This window comes from Oceanimonas sp. CAM02 (assembly GCF_032842915.1).
GTDB classification, from domain to species: Bacteria; Pseudomonadota; Gammaproteobacteria; order Enterobacterales; family Aeromonadaceae; genus Oceanimonas; species Oceanimonas smirnovii.
Window position 1 is genome coordinate 389,757 of record NZ_JAWJBK010000029.1, and the last position, 20,958, is coordinate 410,714.

Here is a 20,958-nt window from a genome sequence, read left to right on the forward strand (position 1 = left end):
CTGGATAATAAAAAAGCCCGCATAGTTGCGGGCTTTCATGTTTCGCTGAGACTGTTAAGCGCACACAGCAAATCACACCCGCGTCAGGGAGTGTGCCACCACCAAATGGTAATAGTGGAAATTTGCTGAAACATGCCGCTCATCTCGCTAATCGAAAAACTGGGTATAGTTAAACGATTTTTGCGGGTTCAAGTCAAGTCTGAACACAGGATTTTTTATGCGTATCGATCTGCACAGCCATTCCACTGCCTCTGACGGCAGCCTGACGCCGGCTGCACTACTGGCCCGGGCTGCCGAAAAAGAGGTGAATGTGCTGGCGCTGACCGACCACGACAGTACCGCCGGGCTGGCGGAGGCGCAGGCCGCGGCCAACGAGCACGGCATACGCCTGATAACCGGGGTGGAAATCTCGGCGCTGTGGGAGCACAAGGAAATTCATGTGGTGGGTCTGAACCTGGATCCGGGCCATGCCGGCCTGGTGCGATTGCTGGGCGAACAGGCAGCACGCCGTGATGCCCGGGCCCGGTTAATGGGGGAACGGCTGGAAAAGGCCCGCTATCCGGGTGCCTATGAGGGGGCCAAAGCCCTGGCCGGTGACGCCGCCATTACTCGCACCCACATGGCACGCTGGCTGCTGGAGCAGGGCGCGGCCGACTCCATGGCCAAGGTGTTTAAGAAATTTATCAGCCGGGGTAACACCGGCTATGCGCCACCGGACTGGTGCTCATTGCATGAAGCCATCGGTGCCATTCAGGCGGCGGGGGGCGTGGCGGTGCTGGCCCATCCCACCCGTTACGACTTGTCCAACAAGTGGATAAGAAAAATGTTAACCGCCTTTGCCGAGGCCGGCGGTGATGCCATGGAAGTGTCTATGGCGCAGCAAAGTCCGCACGAACGTGCCACGCTGGGTAAGTGGAGCCGGGAATATGGCCTGGATGCATCCGTGGGCTCCGACTTTCATTTTCCCAGTCAGTGGCGGGAGCTGGGCCGCCAGTTGTGGCTGCCCAAAGAAGCCACTCCTGTATGGGAACGCTTTTTATAAATCATTCCGGGAGGAATCATGAGTCAGTTTTTTGAAATTCATCCAGAAAATCCTCAGCCACGGCTGATCAATCAGGCGGTGGCCATAGTGCGCCAGGGCGGTGTGCTGGTGTATCCCACCGACTCGGGCTATGCCATCGGTTGTCTGGTAGGCGACAAGAACGCCATGGAGCGTATCTGCCGCATTCGCCAGATCGACAAGGATCATAATTTCACCCTGGTGTGCCGCGATTTGTCCGAGCTGTCGGCCTACGCCCGGGTAGACAATACTGCATTCCGGCTGATGAAAAATAACACGCCGGGTGCCTACACCTTTATTTTGCGGGCCACCAAGGAAGTGCCCAAGCGGCTGCAGAATCCCAAGCGCAAAACCATAGGTCTGCGGGTGCCGAATCATGCTATCAGCCTGGCCCTGCTGGAGGCGCTGGGTGAGCCACTGATGTCCTGCAGCCTGATATTGCCCGGTGAAAGCGAGGCAGAATATGATCCCTTTGAAATCCGTAACCGGCTGGAAAAGGTAGTAGATTTGATTATTGATGGCGGTGTGATCGATTCACGGCCCACCACAGTGGTGGATCTTTACGATGACACTCCGGTGATCGTGCGCGAAGGTGCCGGCGATATCACCCCTTTTGAATAAGTGAACAAAATGACTGAAAAACTGCAAAAAGTGCTGGCCCGCGCCGGCAAGGGCTCGCGCCGGGAAATTGAAGCCATGATCAGCCAGGGCCGGGTGAGCGTGGACGGCAAGATAGCGGTGCTGGGCGACCGGGTCACCGGCAGCGAGAACATTCGTCTGGACGGTCATGTGGTGGAAACCCAGGCCGAAAGCGATATCGTGTGCCGGGTGCTGGCCTACCACAAGCCGGAAGGTGAGGTAAGCACGCGTAAGGATCCGGAAGGCCGCCCTACTGTATTTGATCGTCTGCCGCGGTTGCAGGGGGCCCGCTGGGTGGCGGTGGGCCGGCTGGATGTGAACACCTCCGGTTTGCTGCTGTTTACCACAGACGGCGAGCTGGCCAACCGGCTGATGCACCCGCGCCATGAAATTGACCGTGAATATGCGGTGCGGGTATTTGGTGAAGTGGACGAAGCCATGCTGCAGCGGCTGCGCAAGGGCGTGATGCTGGAAGACGGCGAGGCCCGCTTTGACACTCTGAAATACACCGGCGGCGAGGGCATGAACCTCTGGTTCCACGTTACCCTGAAGGAAGGCCGCAACCGGGAAGTGCGCCGGCTGTGGGAGTCTCAGGGTATGCAGGTAAGCCGGCTGATGCGGGTACGTTACGGCAAGATTGAAATGCCCAAAAACCTGCCCCGGGGCGGCTGGGCCGAGCTGGCGTTGGATCAGGTGAACTACCTGCGCAAGGAAGTGGGACTGCCGCCGGAGCAGGAAAGCAAGGTGGATGTCAACGCGCCAGACCGTTTCAAGCAGGTAGCCCGCATTCGCAAGGCGGTGCGCAAGCATAACACCCGTGTTAAAGGGGCCGGCACCGGCGCAGCCCCTAAAAAGCCGGCTCCCACCGGTGCCCGTGGCCCCAAGCCGGGCCAGCGGCAAAAGCAGAAGCGCAAAACGCGGATGTAATCTTCGACTTGATTACATTGTTCATCGTAAATAAAAACGGCGCCGGGCTTAACCCCGACGCCGTTTTTTTCAGGTAGTCATTCCGGCCTTGAGCCGGAATCTTCTTACAGAATGCACTATGCTGCTTCGATTGCACAAAGTCAGGGTATCTTGCCTATGCTTCTCTATCATTCCCAAGAAATAACTCTGCCATGGATAAATTGCCGGCTGTCTACATCATGTCTAACAAGGCTCAGGGCACCTTGTATATCGGAGTGACAAGCAACCTGGTTCGACGTGTGTGGCAGCACAAGCATGGAGTTGTTGTTGGGTTTACGACTCGCTACCACCTGCATCGTCTGGTGTATTTTGAAGTGCTTGAAGATATGTATGGAGCAATTTCACGGGAAAAGCAGCTTAAAAACTGGAAAAGGGACTGGAAGATCCAGTTAATCGAATCCTTGAACCCACAATGGGATGATTTGTGGGAAATGATAGTTGATGGTGGCACTCAGTCTGAGAGGTAGTGGCTCTTACCAGCTAACAGAGTGATTTGAAGAAAGATGCCGGGTCAAGCCCGGCATGACAAGGTTTGGTTACAGTTCGCTGGCAAATTCCCGTCGTGAAAACGCCACCCGCTCGTCAGGAGTCATGGTGATCTTTTTGCCCAGCTTTTCAATTTTGCGCAGCCGTGGCACCAGGCCGGCGGCGTTGGCGGTTTGAATGGCCAGGCCGGGGCGGGCATTCAGCTCCAGCAGCATGGGGCCTTTTTTCTTGTCAAGCACCATGTCGGTACCGATATAACCCAGTCCCGACATCTCGTAGCAGGACGACGACAAATTCAGCAGCTGCTCCCAGTAGGGGACCTTCAGCTCAAACAGATCCCGCCCGGTATCCGGATGGTGGCGCACGGCGGCGTTGAACTGCACCGCCCGAATGGCGCGGCCGGTGTTAATATCCAGACCCACGCCTACCGCACCCTGGTGCAGGTTGGCCTTGCCGTCAGATGCCTTGGTAGACAGCCGCATCATGGCCATAATGGGAAAGCCTTTGAACACTATCACCCGGGTGTCGGGCACCCCTTCATAAGAGAAGCCGTCAAACACATCGTCAAAGTTGATCAACGCTTCAATTAATGCCACATCCGGCTTGCCCCCAAGAGAATACAGGCCGGCCAGAATGTTGGATACATGACGTTCCAGATCCTCTATGGTTTCAGCCTTGCCGCTGGGCTTGGTAAAGCGCTGACGATCATGATCCACTATTACCGTAATGCCCTTGCCGCCGGAGCCCTTGGCGGGCTTGATGCAAAAGCCCGGCCAGTCCTTGACCATGTCCCACAGCCGGGTGACCTGATGCTGATATTCAATCACACCCACCAGATCCGGCACGGTTACGCCGGCGTCCAGTGCAATTTGCTTGGTTTTGAGCTTGTTATCTACCAGCGGATACAGCCGCCGCGGATTATAGCGGCTGATATAGGAGATATTGCGCCGGTTCATGCCCATAATGCCATGGCGGCCCAGCTCAAAGGGCGAGGCATAGTTGGCTAGCAGGTTCTTGATCATTGCTTCAGCTCATCGACCAGAGGCTTGAACCGTTTGAGCTCGGTCAAACGATAGCCGGTATAGTTACCCAGCAGCAGCACGGCTGCCATCACAATCAGTTGCAGCCCCAGGAAGTTAAAGGTGAGATGGCGGATAAGCTCGTTGTTCATGGCCAGAAACGCCATCACCGCTACCACCAGGGAGCCACCGCCCTGCTTGACCACTTCTTTGGGACCTTCTTCTTCCCACAGTACTGACATGCGTTCTATGGTCCAGGCCAGAATAATCATGGGGAAGAAGGTAATTTTCATGCCCTCGGTCAGGCCCAGCTGATAGGCCACAATGCTGAAAAAGCCAATCATGCCGATCACCATAATGATCACCGCCGATATGCGGGCCACCAGCAGCAGGTTAAGGTGAGACAGATAAGAGCGCAGCACCAGACCTGTGCCCACAATAATCAGAAAGCCCACCAGGCCGGTCAGCAGGCTGGTCTGAATAAAGGCCATGGCAATCAGCACCGGCATAAAGGTGCCCGAGGTTTTTACCCCCACAATAATGCGCAGGAACACCACCGCCAGCACGCCGATGGGGATCAGCAGAATCCCCTTGAACAGCGCCTGCTCTTCCAGCGGCAGGTTATACAGTGAGACGTTAATCCATTCCGGCTGATCAAATTTTTTGGCCAGAGCCACATTGACCGGCTGCTCCTGCTCCAGCATGGAGAAGCTGACCCGGGAGTTGCTGCCACCCACCAGATCCAGCACCGGAGCCGACTGATATTCCCACAACAGCAGATTTTCCTGCATGCCCTGGGCACCGGTTTGCGGGTTGAAAATTTCATAGCGTTCGCCGTCAAACACCTGAATCACATCCACCAGCTGCTGCCGCCGGCGGCCGTCTTCCAGCTGCAGGCCCTTCAGCAGCCGGGCAGGCACGGCAGCCCGTTGCAGCATGTCGACCAGCAGCGGCCCGGCAGACTTGTGCTGGGCAAGCAGCTCGGCGTTCTGGCCGCCGCTGTTCAGCTCCTTGAGCAGCTCCCGGGTCAGGGTAATGTTGTCGGCGGAGCGCTCTTGTGCCAGGTTAAGCACCTGATCCATGGCAGTGGCATAGGGCTCGGCCACCTCCACTGTGGTTACAGTGGGCGGTGTGTTGGCAATGGGGCCGGTGGCGAAAGGATCGAGCATCATGTCGACCTTGTAATACAGCTCCTGATGGCCTGACGCGGAACGAATGGACCACTCTGCCCGGGTGCCGCCGTTAGCCTGCACAAACGACAGCCCATAGCCGGGTGATGCCGCCGACTCGTTCATCAGGGTAAAGCCGGGCTGACTGCCGGGCACGGCCAGCGACGCTTTCACCGGGCGGCCATCGGCCTCAAATTCCACCTTGGCTTCCACTGACCAGATCTGGCGTTTTTCACCGGGCAGCCAGGGCACTTCATACACAAAGTGACGGTGCAGCATTAATGCCAGCCCCACCAGAAACAGAGCCGCCACGATCAGATAAAAAGGTTTGCGTGAGTACATGAACTTTACTCGTCAGAAGGTATGGGGCGCTTGGGCTTGCCCTGCGCATTACGGCGGGCAATATCCACCACGGCGATATCTTTCAGAAACTCCCGCCCCAGCAGCACCGGGTAGGTCATCTGGGAGCGGTCAGCCAGGGTAAATTCGGTTTTCTCTGTCAGCCGGCCCATGCGCAGGGTCAGCTCCACCACAGGGCGGCGTTCAGGCTCTTCAGCCGAGGCCTGACGAATACGCACATGGCGTACCAGCGGCGCTTCCACCGGCAGTTTTTCGTCCACTCCTTCGTGGGCCATATTAAAGCTCACCCAGGCTTTGCCATCGCGTTCAAACTCGGTAATGTCCTGAGCGCTCAGGGATGAGGTGGTGGCCCCGGTATCAATGCGCGCAGGAAACATGTCGTTTACGGCATCCAGCCAGATGTCTTCGGTTTCCCCTACTATCAATTTTCCATCCCGGGTTTCGTTATCCGGTGTGTTGTTGACTGCAGGCGGGTTGACCGGTGCTGGTGTGGTGGCCGGCTGAGTAGCGGCAATCTGTTTTTTGAGGTGGCGGATTTCCTGCTGCAGCGCCGTCATAAAGGCATGGTGGTTGGTGCTGAGCCGGGTGTTCTGCTGCTCCATGGCGGTGATCAGCCGCGCTTCCTGGTTGTTAAGAGCGTCGTTCAGCTCGGGGTGAGACACCGGCTGGGGTGGCGGTGGCGCATCGGCAAACTGACCGGCACAGGCACTCAGCAACAGGGGGGTAAGCAATGATAACGCTGCTTTTTTCATCCTTTACTCTCTTGTGGTCTGTATTGGGGGTCTACCGGCTTGTTGGCAATAATGATGGCGCGCTTGGGAGCCGGATAGCCTTCTATGGTTTTGCTGGCATCAACCGGGTCGAGAAAGTCTGCCAGTGATTCATTACGCATCCAGTCGGTGCGTCTTTGCTCGTCCAGGGTGGTGACGCTTTCATCCACTACCCGAATATGTTCAAAGCCGCATTTGGCCAGCCAGTTTACCAGAGCGGCCGAGCTTGGAATAAACCAGACATTACGCATTTTGCCGTAGCGCTCACCGGGTACCAGTACTTGATGCTCGTCGCCGTCTATGACCAGGGTTTCCAGCACCAGTTCGCCGCCATCATGCAATTGCGCCTTCAGCTGCAGCAAATGATCAATGGGCGAGCGTCTGTGATAAAGCACACCCATGGAAAAGACGGTGTCAAAGGCCCGTAGCTCGGGTAATTCCTCTATGCCCAGCGGTAACAGCTGAATGCCTTTGTGATTATTGGCGAAATGCTTGATAGCCTCAAACTGACAAAGAAACAGCTGCGACGGATCTATTCCCACCGCCATTTCTGCGCCTTCGCCCAGCATGCGCCACAGGTGATAGCCACTGCCGCAGCCCACATCCAGCACATAACGGTATTTCAGCGGGCTGATATGAGGTTTTAACCGCTCCCATTTCCAGTCGGAGCGCCATTCGGTATCAATATGAATACCGTGCACGTCAAACGGTCCTTTGCGCCAGGGATGAAATTGCCCCAGCAGGCTTGCTATCTTCTTTTGTTCGCCAGTTGAGATTTCACCGGGCTGGCCGATGGCGACCTTGTTTTTCAGCTCTATGTGCTGAGTGTGAATAGCGGGCAGCTTTGCCAGCGCCCGGCTCCAGCGGGCCAGGTCGCCATGATGATGGGCTTTTTGCCAGTCGTGCAGCTGGGCGGGCAGGGTGTGCAGCCAGTGGCTGAGCCGGCTTTTGGCGATTTGCTGATAAAAGTCGCTGAAGTCGATCATTTCACTGCCACCATGGAGCCGAAGTTAAAGCACTGAAACCACATGTCCACATGAGCAAAGCCGATTTTTTTAAGACGTTTTTTATGCAGGCCGGGGGAGTCGGGGCGCAGCACATTTTCCAGCGCGGTGCGCTTTTGGCTGATTTCCAGCTCGCTGTAACCATTGGCCCGTTTAAAGTCGTGGTGCAAATCAATCAGCAGCTCGTTAATGGTGTCGTCTTCACTGATGAATTTTTCGCTTAAAATAAGTACGCCACCCGGTTTAAGACCGTCATATATTTTTTTCAGCAAGGCTTCCCGCTGCTCCGGTGCAATAAACTGCAGGGTAAAATTGAGTACCACCACGGAGGCGTTTTCAATATTGATCGCGCAGATATCCGCCTCTTGCAGCTCGACCTCAACATCAGAGCGAAAGGCGGCCAGATGGTTGCGGGCCCGCTCTATCATGGCGGCGGAGTTGTCTACCGCCACGATGCGACAGCCAGGCTGGTTCAGGTTGCGGCGCATTTCCTGAGTGGCGGCTCCCAGTGAACAACCCAGGTCATAAAGTTGCGTATCAGGCCGGGCAAAGCGGGCCGTCATCATGCCGATGGCCGAGATGATATTGGAATAGCCGGGCACGGAGCGCTTAATCATGTCGGGAAACACGTCGGCAACCTGATGGTCAAAACAGAAGTCGCCCAGTCGTTCTATGGGGGCGGCAAAGATACTATCTTTTTCTTTCATGGTATGTGAATGCTGTGCTTGCTGACGGCCGTATTGCCGCGCTGAATGGTGACCATTGTAAAATAAGCGCAATGGCTTGTCTTGATGAGTGCCATTCGATGCGACAAATTCTTTTTGTGGTTAAAACAAACTTCCTTGCGCCTCGGGCTTCTGGCCGGGAAAGGCGGGCAGAGGAGCATTCAGCGCCTCGGCAATAGTGGCGGCAAGTAAAGGTGCTTGCATATTGTCGGCGGTATGCACAAATAAATAGACAGACTTGCCCTCATTCAGCCAGCCCTGCAGGCGGGGCAGCCAGGGCTGCCAGAAAGGCGTGTTGGCGGCCAGTTCCGGATTACCGATAAAACGCACCACAGGGGCCTTGCCGGTGCTGATAATATGCACCGGCACTTTTGGCTTCTTTTGCTGGGCATCGGCCAGTGCCGGTGTGGTGGCGGGTACTGCAAATACCGGCCGGGAGTCCATGATAATACGGTTGGCGCTTTGCTCCAGCAGCAGCCGGTTAAGCCGGCGCTCGGCTTCGCCCTTGGCAAAAAGTGCCGGGTGGCGCACTTCCACGCCAATTTCAAATTCGTTTGGCAGGGCGTCCAGCAGCTGTGCCAGACCGTCAAGCTGCTCCGGCCCGCAGGCGGCAGGCAGCTGCAGCATCAGCTGGCCCAGCTTGTGATGCAGGGGTGTGAGCTGTTCAATAAACGCCAGTGCGGGGGCGATATTGTCCGCCAGCCGGCCCTGATGGCTGACCGTGGACGGAAACTTGAAGGTGAAGCGAAAGTCCGGGCCTGTCATGGCCTCCCAGCGTTGCAGGCTGTGGGTGTCGGGCACGCCATAAAAGCTGGTGTTGCCTTCTACGGTGTTGAACACCTTCGCATAATCGGCCAGATGCTCGGTGCTTTTCAGTCCCCGGCTCAGCAGGTTACCCGGCCAGCCCGCATGAGACCACTGGCTCAGACCCAGATATAACGGCATATTTCTCCTGAAAACAAAGCTTTAAGCGATAAGCTGTCAGCTGTAAGTCGACCGGGGTAGCTGGCAGGTATGGCGCTGTGCTTGCTAATCCGGTCATCCTGCAGGCCAGCCGGATTTCAGGCAGGCCTCTATTATCACAACCTGCTTCGGGCTGCTGACAGCTTAAAGCTGATCGCTTACAGCTACCGCGCAGCGGTTCGGGTTAAGCGGTTGGATCCCTGTTCGGGTTTCCGATTATACTAGCGCGCTGTTTACAGACAAATTCAAGTCTGCGGCGCTGCCGCAGCCAAAGCACATCATAGGAAGACTCCATGCGCACTCATTATTGCGGGCAGGTAGACGCCTCCCTGGTTGGCCAGAGCGTAACCCTCAGTGGCTGGGTTCATCGTCGTCGTGATCTGGGCGGGCTTATTTTTATCGATATGCGCGATCGGGAAGGCATCGTTCAGGTATTCTTCGATCCCGACAAGGCCGAAGCCTATGACAAGGCGTCTGAACTGCGGGCCGAGTTCTGTGTGCAGCTGACCGGTGTGGTGCGCGCGCGGCCCGAGTCCCAGGTGAACAAGGACATGGCCACCGGCGAGGTAGAAATCTTTGCCCACGAGCTCACCATCATCAACAAGGCAGCACCGCTGCCGCTGGACTTCAACCAGAACAACTCCGAAGAGCAGCGCCTCAAGTACCGCTATCTGGACCTGCGCCGCCCCGAGCAGGCGCGTTTTCTCAAGACCCGCGCTCAGGTCACCAGCCGGGTGCGCCGCTTTATGGACGAACACGGTTTCCTCGATATTGAAACCCCCATGCTCACCAAGGCCACGCCGGAAGGTGCCCGTGACTATCTGGTGCCGAGCCGGGTGCACAAGGGCTATTTCTACGCACTGCCCCAGTCGCCCCAGCTGTTCAAGCAGCTGCTGATGATGAGCGGCTTTGATCGTTACTATCAGATTGTTAAGTGCTTCCGCGATGAAGATCTGCGCGCCGACCGCCAGCCTGAATTTACTCAGATTGATGTGGAAACCTCATTTATGAGCGCTGAGCAGGTGCGTGAGATAATGGAACAACTGGTGCGCGAGCTGTGGCAGGACGTGGCCGGCGTGGATCTGGGCAGCTTCCCGGTGATGAGCTTTGCCGACGCCATGCGCCGTTATGGCTCCGACAAGCCGGATCTGCGTATTGCCATGGAGCTGATCGATGTGGCCGATCTGGTCAAAGACGTGGACTTCAAGGTGTTCTCCGGCCCCGCCAACGACGCCAAAGGCCGAGTAGCCGCCCTGCGTGTGCCCGGCGGCGCTGCGCTTTCCCGCAAGCAGATAGATGAATACGGCAAGTTTGTGGGCATTTACGGTGCCAAGGGCCTGGCCTGGCTCAAGGTGAACGAAGCCGCCAAGGGGCTGGAAGGCGTGCAGTCACCCATTGCCAAGTTCCTGAATGAAGACATAGTGGCGGAGCTTGTCAGCCGCACCGGTGCCACTGACGGCGATGCCATCTTCTTTGGTGCCGATTCTGCCAAGGTGGTGTGTGACGCCATGGGTGCCCTGCGCCTGAAGCTGGGCAAGGATCTGGAGCTGATCGAGCACAGCTGGAAACCGCTGTGGGTGGTGGACTTCCCCATGTTTGAGGAAGAAGACGACCGCCTCTATGCCATGCACCATCCCTTTACCGCCGCCAAGGACATGTCCGCCGAGGAGCTGGAAGCCAACCCGCTGGCCGCTGCCGCCAATGCCTACGACATGGTGATCAACGGTTATGAAGTGGGCGGTGGCTCTGTGCGTATTCACGACAACGCCATGCAGCAGACCGTATTCCGCCTGCTGGGCATCAATGCCGAGGAGCAGCAGGAGAAATTCGGCTTCCTGCTCGACGCGCTCAAGTACGGCACCCCGCCTCATGCCGGCCTGGCCTTTGGTCTGGACCGTCTGGTGATGCTGCTGACCGGCACCGACAATATTCGGGATGTGATTGCCTTTCCGAAGACCACCACGGCGTCCTGCCTGCTCACCGATGCGCCCAGTCTGGCCAATCCGGATGCGCTGGCAGAGCTGGCCATTCGCACCGAGCAGCCCGGGGCGGAGTAAGCCATGCATAAGCACCCGGAGTCGGTACTCGTTCTGATCCACTCTCACGACAGTGTGCTGCTGCTGCAGCGCAAGGACAATCCGGATTTCTGGCAGTCGGTGACCGGCAGTCTTGAAGCCGGCGAGAGCCGCCTGCAGGCGGCGGTGCGCGAGCTGGAAGAGGAAACCGGCCTGGTGGCGGGCAAGGGTCTGCCACTGGTAGAGACCGGGCACCGGGTGCGGTTTGAGATTTACCCCCACTGGCGGCATCGTTACCGCCCGGGGGTAACCCATAACTGGGAATATGAATTTCGTTTATGCCTGCCCGAGCCGCAGCCCGTGCGGCTTACCGAGCATCTGGATCAGTGCTGGCTGCCTTTTGAGCAGGCACTGGCCAAGGCCGGCTCCTGGACCAACCGGGAGGCCATTGGCAGGCTGATAAACAATAGATAACAGGAGATTGAGTTTATGGCAGGTCACAGTAAATGGGCCAACATCAAGCACCGCAAGGCGGCACAGGACGCCAAACGCGGCAAGATCTTCACCAAGCTGATCCGTGAGCTGACTACCGCCGCCCGCGAAGGCGGCTCAGATGCCGCGTCCAACCCGCGGCTGCGCGCCGCCGTGGACAAGGCGCTGTCCAACAACATGACCCGGGACACCATAGACAGAGCCGTCAAGCGCGGTGCCGGTGAGCTGGACGGTCAGCAGCTGGAAACCGTGGTGTATGAAGGTTATGGCCCGGGTGGCACCGCTGTGATGGTGGAGTGCATGACCGATAACCGCAACCGCACCGTATCGGAAGTGCGCCATGCCTTTTCAAAGAGCGGCGGCAACCTGGGCACCGACGGCTCCGTGGCTTATCTGTTCGAGAAAAAGGGCGTGATCAGCTACGCCGAGGCCGACGAAGAAACCGTGATGGAAGCGGCGCTGGAAGCCGGTGCCGACGATGTGGTGGTCAACGATGACGACTCCGTTGATGTGTATACCCAGTGGGAAGAGTTCGGCTCGGTCAAGGATGCGCTGGACGCCAGCGGATTGGAAGCCGATAACGCCGAAGTGACCATGATACCGTCCACCAAGGCGGAGCTGGATGAAGACACGGCCCCCAAACTGCTGCGCCTGATCGACATGCTGGAAGATCTGGACGACGTGCAGGAGGTCTATCACAACGGTGATATCTCCGACGAACTGGCTGAACAGCTCTGACGCCCTTCGGGCAGCTATAAGCTTTAAGCTGTCAGCTTTAAGTGGTGGGGCCTGCAGGCCCCCGTTTCAACGGGGCAATGGAGCCTTATATAACACGGTTTGCCCCAATAAATCGGGGCCTTGGCCGTTCAGCAGGTTGGTGATGAGCGAAGCGAATCCCAACGTGGGAACTGCCGGCGACATCGCCTTGAACCTTAATAAATCATGCTCAGCCGACTCGATCAGCTTACCGCTGATAGCTTACGGCTTACAGCTGTTGAGAGCTGGTTTTTGATGTCCATTATTCTCGGAATTGACCCCGGCTCGCGTATTACCGGTTATGGTGTGGTGCGCCAGACCGGCAGTAAAATGGAGTACCTGGGCTCGGGCTGCATTCGCATGACAGACGAAGCCCTGGCACCCAGACTCAAGAAAATCTACGACGGGGTAAGCGAGATTATTTTGCAGTTTCGCCCCGATTTGTTTGCCATTGAGCAGGTATTTATGGCGCGCAACCCCGATTCGGCGCTCAAGCTGGGGCAGGCCCGGGGCGCGGCCATAGTGGCGGCGGCCAATGCCGGACTGGAGGTGGCGGAATATTCCGCCCGCCAGATCAAGCAGGCGGTAGTGGGGCAGGGCGGTGCCGGCAAGGATCAGGTGCAGCATATGGTGGTGCGCCTGCTCAGTCTGCCGGGCACGCCCCAGGCTGATGCCGCTGATGCCCTGGCGGTGGCCCTGTGCCACGGCCACACCCGTCAGAGCCTGATCAGCATGGCCGGCCAGGTGCGCGGCACTGCTCGAAAACGGCTTCGCTAAGGCGAAACCGCTTTCTCAAGCTATAAGCTGTCAGTTTTAAGCTATAAGCCGATCGAGTGGCTGTAGGTACTTCATCGTATCTGTGGTTTCGACGTTGCTTGTCGAATGGCGCTCATGCCAGCGCGGGAGTGACTAACTTCCAGACAATATTGCCCCACCAACACGGCTCAATATCGGCAGGCAACACCACTTACAGCTGACAGCTTATCGCTTACAGCTGGTTTCATGGATATTTATCCAGTTATTTATTATTCTTGGCCCAGTTTTGTCCTGATTAGCGGAGCGCCCTGTGATTGGTCGGTTAAAAGGTATTATCGTTGAAAAGCAGCCCCCGGAGATATTGCTGGATGCGAATGGTGTGGGCTATGAGGTGACTCTGCCCATGAGCTGCTTTTACGAGTTGCCCAATGTAGGCGAGGCGGCCACCGTACTCACTCATTTTGTGGTGCGGGAAGATGCCCAGCTGCTGTTTGGTTTTAATACCAAAACCGAGCGGGCGCTGTTCCGCGAGCTTATCAAGACCAACGGCGTAGGACCCAAGCTGGCGCTGGCCATTCTTTCGGGGATGACGGCGGATCAGTTTATTCATAACGTTGAACAGGGCGAGATAGCGGCCCTGGTCAAGCTGCCTGGCGTGGGCAAGAAAACCGCCGAACGGCTGATTGTGGAAATGCGTGACCGGCTCAAGGGCTTTGGCGGTTACGATCTGTTCAATCCGGCACCGGCATCACCGGGCATGGCCGGTGGCGGTGCCAAGGACGAGGCCCTGGCTGCCCTGCAGGCGCTGGGCTACAAGGCCGGTCAGGCCGAGCAGCTGATGAAAAAAATTGCCAAACCCGGTATGGACGCGGAGCAGCTGATCCGCGAAGCGCTCAAGAGCATGGGATAAGCCATGATAGAAGCAGATCGTTTTATCAATCCGGCTCCCCGGCAGGAAGAGGAAGCCATTGACCGCGCCATACGGCCCAAGGCGCTGGCGGACTATCGTGGTCAGGATCATGTGCGCGGCCAGATGGAAATCTTTATTGAGGCGGCGCGCCGGCGGGAAGAAGCGCTGGATCACCTGTTGATCTTCGGTCCGCCCGGCCTGGGCAAGACCACGCTTGCCAACATAGTGGCCAACGAGATGGGCGTGAGCATCAAAACCACGTCGGGGCCCGTGCTGGAAAAAGCCGGCGATCTGGCGGCCATGCTCACCAACCTTGAGCCCGGTGATGTGCTCTTTATTGATGAAATTCATCGCCTCAGTCCGGTGGTGGAAGAAATTCTCTATCCGGCAATGGAAGACTATCAGCTTGATATCATGATTGGTGAAGGCCCGGCTGCTCGCTCCATCAAGCTGGAGTTGCCGCCCTTTACCCTGGTGGGGGCCACCACCCGGGCCGGCTCGCTCACTTCGCCGCTCAGGGATCGCTTTGGTATCGTACAGCGGCTGGAGTTTTATCAGGTGGCTGATCTGGCCCACATTATCAGCCGCAGCGCCGGCAAGCTGGGTTTGACCATAGATGACGATGGTGCGCTGGAAATGGCCCGCCGGGCACGGGGCACGCCGCGCATTGCCAACCGCCTGCTGCGCCGGGTGCGCGACTTTGCCGAGGTAAAGGGCAGCGGTGCCATCGACGCCGCCATTGCCGCCCAGGCACTGGACATGCTGGATGTTGACAAGCAGGGCTTTGACTACATGGATCGCAAGCTGCTGATGGCGGTGCTCGACAAGTTTATGGGCGGCCCGGTGGGCCTCGATAACCTGGCCGCGGCCATTGGTGAAGAAAAGGAAACCATTGAAGACGTGATAGAGCCCTATCTCATTCAACAGGGTTTTTTGCAGCGCACTCCCCGGGGGCGTATGGCCACCCCCCGCGCCTACCTGCATTTCGGCTTCGATCTTCCCGACGCCTGACGGCAACTGAAAGCTGGAAGTGGTTTTGGCTGCGAGCCCTGAGCCGTGCTTGTAAAGGGCTGTGTCGTTTGTCGGATGGATTCCGGGGCAAGCCCGGAGTCCATTTCACAGAAAACTCCGCATCTGCAGTTACAACACTTCACGCCCGAGCAACTCCACTTACAGCTGAAAGCTTACGGCTTCTAGCTCCCCGAAGGGGTTCGGGTCAATCAATGTCGTTCCCTGCAGCTCACTTCTTCTTTCACGGCACAGACTTGGTTATAGTAACCGCATCTTTTTGGCCGTATTTCCGGGATTTGCATGTCTCAAACGCCATTTCACTGGCCGGTGCGTATCTATTATGAAGATACCGATGCCGGCGGCATTGTTTATAACGCCAACTATCTGAAATTTATGGAAAGGGCCCGCACCGAGTGGTTGCGCCATCTGGGCATTGAGCAGGATGGCCTGCTCAATGAGGGGATTGCCTTTGTAGTGCGCCGGGTAGAAATGGATCTGCGCCGGGCGGCCCGGTTCAATGATGCACTAATGGTCACCGTCACGGTGAAAATGCTGAAACGTGCCTCTATTGTGTTTGAGCAGGAAATTCTGGATCATGCGGGCCTTTGTCTGGTTAGGGGCGAGGTGGTTATTGCCTGTGTGGATATCACCAAAATGAAGCCTTTTGCCATTCCTGAGTCACTGACGGGAGTATTATCCGGTGCACGCTGAAATTTCATTTATAGGCCTTTTCTGGCAGGCCAGTCTGCTGGTAAAACTGGTGATGCTGGGGCTGGTGGGCATGTCTGTGCTGAGCTGGGCACTGATCATCAACCGCCGCCGGGTGCTGAATGCCGCCCGGGCCGATGCTGACAAGTTTGAAGACAAGTTCTGGTCCGGCGCTGATCTCAGCCGGCTCTATCATGAGTCCAATGCCCGGCGCGACAGCCTGGCGGGCATGGAGCAGATTTTTCACTCCGGCTTTCGTGAATTTGTTCGCCTGCAAAAGCAGGGCCGGCCACAGGACACCATTATCGAAGGCACTTACCGTACCATGCGGGTGGCACTGTCCCGGGAAGTGGACCGGCTGGAAGCCAATTTGTCTGTGCTGGCTACTATTGGCTCCATCAGCCCCTATATTGGTCTGTTTGGTACCGTATGGGGCATCATGAATGCCTTTATTGCTCTGTCGGAAATAAAGCAGGCCACTCTGGCCATGGTGGCACCGGGTATTGCCGAGGCGCTGATCGCCACCGCCATGGGGTTGTTTGCTGCCATACCGGCGGTGATTGCCTTTAACCGCTTCAGCTATCAGGTAGAGCGGCAGGAAAACCACCTGGCCAACTTTATGGATGAGTTTTCCACTATTCTCAACCGGCAAGTGACCACAGGACAGCAGTAATGCAGAGTTATCAGCGCAAGCGACGCAAACGCGTGGCCGAGATTAACGTGGTGCCCTATATCGACGTGATGCTGGTGCTGCTGATCATCTTTATGGCCACGGCCCCGGTGATCACCCAGGGTGTGAAAGTGGACCTGCCCCAGGCCGAAGCGGAAATGCTGCCGGAAGACAGTGAGACCCCCCTGGTGGCGTCGGTGGATGCCGAAGGCCGTTATTTTCTTGATGTGGGTGAAAGCCGTGATGAAGCGGTGGATCTGCTGGCGCTGGCGGAAATGGTACAGCAAAAACTGGAGACCAATCCCAAGGCACCTGTGGTGGTGCAGGGCGATGCCAATGTGCGCTATGACGCCGTAATCCAGCTGATGGCTACCCTGAAAGCGGCCGGTGTACCCAGTGTTGGCCTCATGACCCAACCGGAGCAGTAAGGCGTGTTCAGAAACGAAGACGGCAGCATTCGCAAGGCGCTGGTGATTTCACTGGGCTTACACCTGCTGGTGGGGGTGATGATTCTGGTGGGGGTGAACATTAATACACCCAAGCGGCCGGCGCAGGCGGCGTCCATTATTGAAGCCACCATGATTGATGATGGCATGGTGGCGGCGCAGGCTGAGCGTCTGGCGCAAATGCAGGCAGCCCGCGAGGCGGAGCAGGCTGCTGCCAACGCTCAGGAGCTGGCAGAGCAAAAAGCGGCAGCAGAAGCCGAACGCAAGGCCGCAGAGCAGGCTGCAGCAGCGCAGGCAGCCCGCGAGGCAGAGCAGCAAAAAGCCATTGCCGAGCAGCAGGCCAAAGCGGAAGCCGAACGCCAGCGTGTGGTAGAGCAGCAGCGCAAGGCGGCAGAGGCGAAGAAACAGGCGGAAGCCGAGGCGGCGCGCAAGGCGGCAGAAGCGAAGAAACAGGCCGAAGCCGAGGCGGCGCGAAAGGCGGCAGAAGCGAAGAAACAGGCGGAAGCCGAGGCGGCGCGCAAGGCGGCAGAGGCGAAGAAACAGGCGGAAGCCGAGGCGGCGCGCAAGGCGGCGGAGGCGAAGAAACAGGCGGAAGCCGAGGCGGCGCGCAAGGCGGCAGAAGCGAAGAAACAGGCGGAAGCTGAAGCGGCGCGCAAGGCGGCGGAAGCGAAGAAACAGGCGGAAGCTGAAACCGCCCGCAAGGCGGCGGAAGCCAAAAAAAAGGCTGAAGCAGAAGCTGCTCGTAAAGCGGCAGAAGCCAAAAAGCAGCAGGAAGCCGAACAGGCGCTGAAAGATCTGGAAGCGCTGATGGGCGGTGGCTCTGCCGGCGGTGCTTCTTCTGCTGCGTCGGCGGCAGAGGTGGATCGTTACACCGGCATGATTATCGCGGCCATTCAGCGCAACTGGCTGGTAGCACCTACCATGGTAGGCAAGCAATGCCGTATTAATGTTCGGGTAGCGTCTGACGGCCTTATTCTGAATATAGGGCAGGGGCAGGGCGATGCGGTTGTCTGCCGCTCGGCGGAGTTGGCTATTCGCAAAACAGGAACGCTGCCCATGCCCAAGGATCCGGCTGTCAATAAACAGCTGCAAAATCTGAATTTAACCCTGATACCGAGGCTCTGATAATGACAAAACGATGGTTGTGGTTATGGCTGCCGCTGTTGCTGCTGGCAGGCCGCGCCCAAGCGGCGCTGGATATCGTAATTACCGGCGGCATAGACAGTGCACGTCCGGTGGCGGTGGTGCCCTTTGAGTGGACCGGCGGTGGCACCGCCCCTCAGGAGCTGTCCGAGGTGATCAGCAATGACCTGCGCAACAGCGGCATGTTCCGTCCGCTGGACCGCAATGCCTTGCCCCAGCGGGTATCCAGCGCTGATCAGCTGGACCCGGTTCAGTGGCGTTCCCGTCAGGCAGAAGCCGTGGTAGTGGGCAGCATAGCACCGGCGGGCAACAACCAGTATCGCGTCAGTTTTGAGCTGGCTGATGTACTTGGCAGCCAGGGCGCCAAACTGCTGGAAAGCCGGACTGCCACCGTGCCGGCAGCTCAGCTGCGGCAATATGCCCACCGTATCTCCGATATCGTGTTTGAGAAGCTTACCGGCATCAAGGGTGCGTTTCTTACCCGCATTGCCTACGTTAATGTGCAGCACAGCGCACAATATCCGTATCAGCTGATGATTGCCGACTACGACGGTTTTAACGAGCAGGTCTTGCTGCGCTCCCGTGAGCCGCTGATGTCGCCGGCCTGGTCGCCGGACGGCCGCAAGCTGGCTTATGTGTCGTTCGAAAATAAAAAAGCCGAAATTGTGGTGCAGGATATTTATAGTCAGCAGCGTCAGGTGGTCAGTTCTCAGCCGGGGATTAATGGCGCACCGGCCTGGTCACCCGATGGCAGCCAGTTGGCACTGGTGCTGTCCAAAGATGGCCAGCCCGAAGTATACGTACTCAATCTGGCCAGTCGTCAGTTGACCCGAGTGACCAATAACCGCACAATCGATACCGAGCCGGCCTGGTCAGCGGATGGAAAAAGTATTTATTTTGTCTCCGAACGAGGAGGGCGGCCCCAGGTTTATCGCACTGAGCCCGGCAGCGGTAATGCCCGGCGGGTGACCTTTGACGGCGATATGAATCTGGGCCCCAGAATCACGGCAGACGGCCAGAACATGGTGCTGGTCAGCCGTTCTCAGGGACAGTACCGAATTGCTCGTCAGGAGCTGGACAGCGGTCATCTGCAGGTGTTAACCGAAACACGGCTGGATGAGTCGCCAAGCCCGGCCCCTAACGGCACCATGATCATCTACAGCACCACGTATCAGGGCCGACAGGTTCTGTCTTTGGTGTCGATGGATGGTCGTTTCAAGGCCAGGCTGCCGGCCCGCAGCGGCGATGTCCGCTCACCGGCGTGGTCACCGTTTCTAAACTAGAAATTGCTTTTTCTAAGGAAAAACCATGCAAATGAAAAAACTGCTTCAGAGTCTGGCGATAGCACTTCCCATGTTGACCCTGGCTGCATGTAGCTCGACCAGCGATTCCGATGCCATGACCGGAACCGATGGCAGCTACCAGGACGGTGGCGTACAGACTGGTGGCATTCAGGCCGGCGGTGCGCTGTCTGCTGATGAACAAATGCGTCAGCAGTATGAAGCCCTGCGCCGTGAAAACGTCATTTACTTCGAATTTGACCGGGACGAAGTAACCGGTCACTATGCACAGGTGCTGGAAGCCCATGCCAGCTTCCTGCGCTCCAACCCCAATGTGAGTATTCTGGTGGAAGGTCATGCTGACGAGCGTGGTACTCCTGAATATAACATTGCTCTGGGTGAGCGCCGTGCCAAGGCAGTAACCAGCTATCTGCAGAGCCTGGGTGTCAGCGGCTCTCAGCTGGCCATTGTCAGCTACGGCGAAGAAAAGCCGATTGATACTTCCCGCAGCGAAGCCGGTTTTGCCAAAAACCGCCGCGCGGTTCTGGTTTATTAAGGACTGATTCCGGTTAGATTATGATTAAATTCGCGGCCATTTCGATGGCCGCTGTTTTATCCACCGCCAGCTGGGCTCAGGCCCCGGTGGTCAGCGTGGGTGGCAGCGGCTCGGTAAACGAACGTCTGGCTGAGCTGGAGCGGGGCTTCAGCGCACGCAGTCAGGCGCAGATTGAACAACAACGTCAGCTTAATGCCATGCAACAGGAGCTGAGTGAATTGCGTGGTTTGCTGGAAGAGCAAAGCTACCGTCTTGAGCAGGTCATAGAGCGCCAGCGCAATATTCTGGCAGCACAGCAGGAAGCTGCCGCTGCGCCGGCACCCACACCGGCACCGGTGGCAGCCAGCCAGGCCGGTAATACTCAGAATGCCAGCGATACCAATGAGGCAGCAGCAGGAGATGAGCAGGCCAGCTACGATAAAGCCGTGAATCTGGTCCTGCAGGACAAAGACTATAATGCGGCTATTCCGGCCTTTGCCCGTTTTATTACCCAATATCCTGAGTCGAGTTACGTGCCCAATGCGCATTACTGGCTGGGGCAGCTGCTGTATGCGCAAAAACGTTATGATCAGTCCAAGGCTCAGTTTGCCCGGGTAGCCGAGGCTTATCCCAAGTCCAACAAACGTGCCGATTCACTGCTTAAGCTGGGCCTGATTGCCCGGGAGCAGAAAGACGATGCCGGAGCCCGGCAGTATTTTCAGCAGGTACTGAGTGAATATGGCAGCAGCAGCGCAGCCCGCCTGGCTCAGGAAAATCTGAATGTGATGAAATAAGTGCCTGACTGGTGAATTTGTGTGAGAGTCGCTTGTTCCTTGAGCAAACGAAATAAAATGATAATTTAGCTGTTGCGTCACACAATTAAATCCGTATTATAGGCCGCCGTTGGCAGGGGACAAGTTGTTATCCACCAAGCCGGGTCGTTAGCTCAGTTGGTAGAGCAGTTGACTTTTAATCAATTGGTCGCAGGTTCGAATCCTGCACGACCCACCAGATTCCGGACGCTTAGCTCAGCCGGGAGAGCACCTCCCTTACAAGGAGGGGGTCACTGGTTCGA

Annotated in this window: 23 protein-coding genes and 1 tRNA gene; 18 read left to right on the forward strand and 6 right to left on the reverse strand. The window is 57.3% G+C overall.

Features of this window, described 5'->3' with window-relative positions:
- The first annotated feature begins 217 nt into the window (after window positions 1–217).
- From rnm to R0I78_RS11110, 4 genes are all read left to right on the forward strand, one after another.
- Window positions 218–1,042, forward strand: coding sequence for an RNase RNM (gene rnm / locus R0I78_RS11095; protein ID WP_019935612.1), 825 nt, complete (start codon window positions 218–220; stop codon window positions 1,040–1,042).
- Window positions 1,043–1,060: 18 nt separating this feature from the next.
- Window positions 1,061–1,681 (forward strand): L-threonylcarbamoyladenylate synthase, encoded by a 621-nt coding sequence (locus R0I78_RS11100; RefSeq protein WP_019935613.1) that lies wholly within the window; start codon window positions 1,061–1,063, stop codon window positions 1,679–1,681.
- A 9-nt stretch (window positions 1,682–1,690) separates the two neighbouring features.
- Entirely contained in the window at window positions 1,691–2,626 is a 936-nt protein-coding gene (gene rluB, locus R0I78_RS11105) for a 23S rRNA pseudouridine(2605) synthase RluB (RefSeq protein WP_040614648.1), read from the forward strand.
- A gap of 191 nt (window positions 2,627–2,817) precedes the next feature.
- Entirely contained in the window at window positions 2,818–3,132 is a 315-nt protein-coding gene (locus tag R0I78_RS11110; RefSeq protein WP_317075349.1) for a GIY-YIG nuclease family protein, read from the forward strand.
- A 69-nt stretch (window positions 3,133–3,201) separates the two neighbouring features.
- Here R0I78_RS11110 and R0I78_RS11115 read toward each other — a convergent pair whose 3' ends face one another.
- The 6 genes from R0I78_RS11115 to R0I78_RS11140 all read right to left on the reverse strand — a co-directional run bounded on the left by R0I78_RS11115 (window position 3,202) and on the right by R0I78_RS11140 (window position 9,143).
- Window positions 3,202–4,173, reverse strand: a complete 972-nt coding sequence (locus tag R0I78_RS11115) for an alpha-L-glutamate ligase-like protein (protein ID WP_019936141.1) — start codon at window positions 4,171–4,173, stop codon at window positions 3,202–3,204.
- Complete coding sequence (locus tag R0I78_RS11120) at window positions 4,170–5,681, reverse strand: inactive transglutaminase family protein (protein WP_317075350.1); 1,512 nt, start codon at window positions 5,679–5,681, stop codon at window positions 4,170–4,172. The genes R0I78_RS11115 and R0I78_RS11120 overlap by 4 nt, the downstream gene beginning before the upstream one ends.
- Before the next feature lie 5 nt (window positions 5,682–5,686).
- On the reverse strand, window positions 5,687–6,451 hold the full coding sequence (locus tag R0I78_RS11125) for an ATP-dependent zinc protease (RefSeq protein WP_019936139.1): 765 nt from the start codon (window positions 6,449–6,451) through the stop codon (window positions 5,687–5,689).
- Window positions 6,448–7,455 (reverse strand): tRNA 5-methoxyuridine(34)/uridine 5-oxyacetic acid(34) synthase CmoB, encoded by a 1,008-nt coding sequence (cmoB, locus tag R0I78_RS11130; RefSeq protein ID WP_019936138.1) that lies wholly within the window; start codon window positions 7,453–7,455, stop codon window positions 6,448–6,450. Before cmoB ends, R0I78_RS11125 begins: the two co-directional genes overlap by 4 nt.
- A complete protein-coding gene (cmoA, locus tag R0I78_RS11135; RefSeq protein ID WP_317075351.1) occupies window positions 7,452–8,180 on the reverse strand; it encodes a carboxy-S-adenosyl-L-methionine synthase CmoA in 729 nt (242 codons plus the stop codon). Before cmoA ends, cmoB begins: the two co-directional genes overlap by 4 nt.
- A 120-nt stretch (window positions 8,181–8,300) precedes the next feature.
- Window positions 8,301–9,143 carry a DUF72 domain-containing protein gene (locus R0I78_RS11140; protein ID WP_317075352.1) on the reverse strand — a complete coding sequence of 281 codons (843 nt, stop codon included), beginning with the start codon at window positions 9,141–9,143 and terminating at the stop codon, window positions 8,301–8,303.
- Between the two features lie 311 nt (window positions 9,144–9,454).
- Here R0I78_RS11140 and aspS point away from each other — a divergent pair, with 311 nt between their 5' ends.
- The 14 genes from aspS to R0I78_RS11210 all read left to right on the forward strand — a co-directional run bounded on the left by aspS (window position 9,455) and on the right by R0I78_RS11210 (window position 20,894).
- A complete protein-coding gene (gene aspS / locus R0I78_RS11145) occupies window positions 9,455–11,218 on the forward strand; it encodes an aspartate--tRNA ligase (RefSeq protein ID WP_317075353.1) in 1,764 nt (587 codons plus the stop codon).
- Between the two features lie 3 nt (window positions 11,219–11,221).
- Window positions 11,222–11,650: a dihydroneopterin triphosphate diphosphatase gene (nudB, locus tag R0I78_RS11150; RefSeq protein ID WP_317075354.1), complete on the forward strand. Its 429-nt coding sequence runs from the start codon at window positions 11,222–11,224 to the stop codon at window positions 11,648–11,650.
- Window positions 11,651–11,665: 15 nt separating this feature from the next.
- On the forward strand, window positions 11,666–12,406 hold the full coding sequence (locus tag R0I78_RS11155; protein WP_317075355.1) for a YebC/PmpR family DNA-binding transcriptional regulator: 741 nt from the start codon (window positions 11,666–11,668) through the stop codon (window positions 12,404–12,406).
- Between the two features lie 273 nt (window positions 12,407–12,679).
- Window positions 12,680–13,201, forward strand: coding sequence for a crossover junction endodeoxyribonuclease RuvC (gene ruvC, locus R0I78_RS11160; protein WP_317075356.1), 522 nt, complete (start codon window positions 12,680–12,682; stop codon window positions 13,199–13,201).
- 289 nt (window positions 13,202–13,490) lie between these two features.
- Complete coding sequence (gene ruvA, locus R0I78_RS11165) at window positions 13,491–14,090, forward strand: Holliday junction branch migration protein RuvA (RefSeq protein WP_317075357.1); 600 nt, start codon at window positions 13,491–13,493, stop codon at window positions 14,088–14,090.
- Window positions 14,091–14,093: 3 nt separating this feature from the next.
- Window positions 14,094–15,101: a Holliday junction branch migration DNA helicase RuvB gene (gene ruvB, locus R0I78_RS11170; RefSeq protein WP_019936130.1), complete on the forward strand. Its 1,008-nt coding sequence runs from the start codon at window positions 14,094–14,096 to the stop codon at window positions 15,099–15,101.
- A 300-nt stretch (window positions 15,102–15,401) separates the two neighbouring features.
- On the forward strand, window positions 15,402–15,812 hold the full coding sequence (gene ybgC / locus R0I78_RS11175; RefSeq protein ID WP_317075358.1) for a tol-pal system-associated acyl-CoA thioesterase: 411 nt from the start codon (window positions 15,402–15,404) through the stop codon (window positions 15,810–15,812).
- Between the two features lies 1 nt (window position 15,813).
- Window positions 15,814–16,482, forward strand: a complete 669-nt coding sequence (gene tolQ, locus R0I78_RS11180) for a protein TolQ (protein WP_317075371.1) — start codon at window positions 15,814–15,816, stop codon at window positions 16,480–16,482.
- Window positions 16,482–16,907: a protein TolR gene (gene tolR, locus R0I78_RS11185; protein WP_317075359.1), complete on the forward strand. Its 426-nt coding sequence runs from the start codon at window positions 16,482–16,484 to the stop codon at window positions 16,905–16,907. Before tolQ ends, tolR begins: the two co-directional genes overlap by 1 nt.
- A gap of 3 nt (window positions 16,908–16,910) precedes the next feature.
- The gene (gene tolA / locus R0I78_RS11190) at window positions 16,911–18,050 is read left to right on the forward strand and encodes a cell envelope integrity protein TolA (protein ID WP_317075360.1); all 1,140 of its coding nucleotides are present in this window, start codon (window positions 16,911–16,913) and stop codon (window positions 18,048–18,050) included.
- A gap of 2 nt (window positions 18,051–18,052) precedes the next feature.
- Window positions 18,053–19,351 carry a Tol-Pal system beta propeller repeat protein TolB gene (tolB, locus tag R0I78_RS11195; RefSeq protein ID WP_317075361.1) on the forward strand — a complete coding sequence of 433 codons (1,299 nt, stop codon included), beginning with the start codon at window positions 18,053–18,055 and terminating at the stop codon, window positions 19,349–19,351.
- A gap of 25 nt (window positions 19,352–19,376) precedes the next feature.
- Window positions 19,377–19,904: a peptidoglycan-associated lipoprotein Pal gene (gene pal / locus R0I78_RS11200; protein WP_317075362.1), complete on the forward strand. Its 528-nt coding sequence runs from the start codon at window positions 19,377–19,379 to the stop codon at window positions 19,902–19,904.
- A 20-nt stretch (window positions 19,905–19,924) separates the two neighbouring features.
- On the forward strand, window positions 19,925–20,677 hold the full coding sequence (gene ybgF, locus R0I78_RS11205; protein WP_317075363.1) for a tol-pal system protein YbgF: 753 nt from the start codon (window positions 19,925–19,927) through the stop codon (window positions 20,675–20,677).
- Window positions 20,678–20,818: 141 nt separating this feature from the next.
- Window positions 20,819–20,894 (forward strand) — tRNA-Lys (locus tag R0I78_RS11210).
- Window positions 20,895–20,958: the final 64 nt, after the last annotated feature.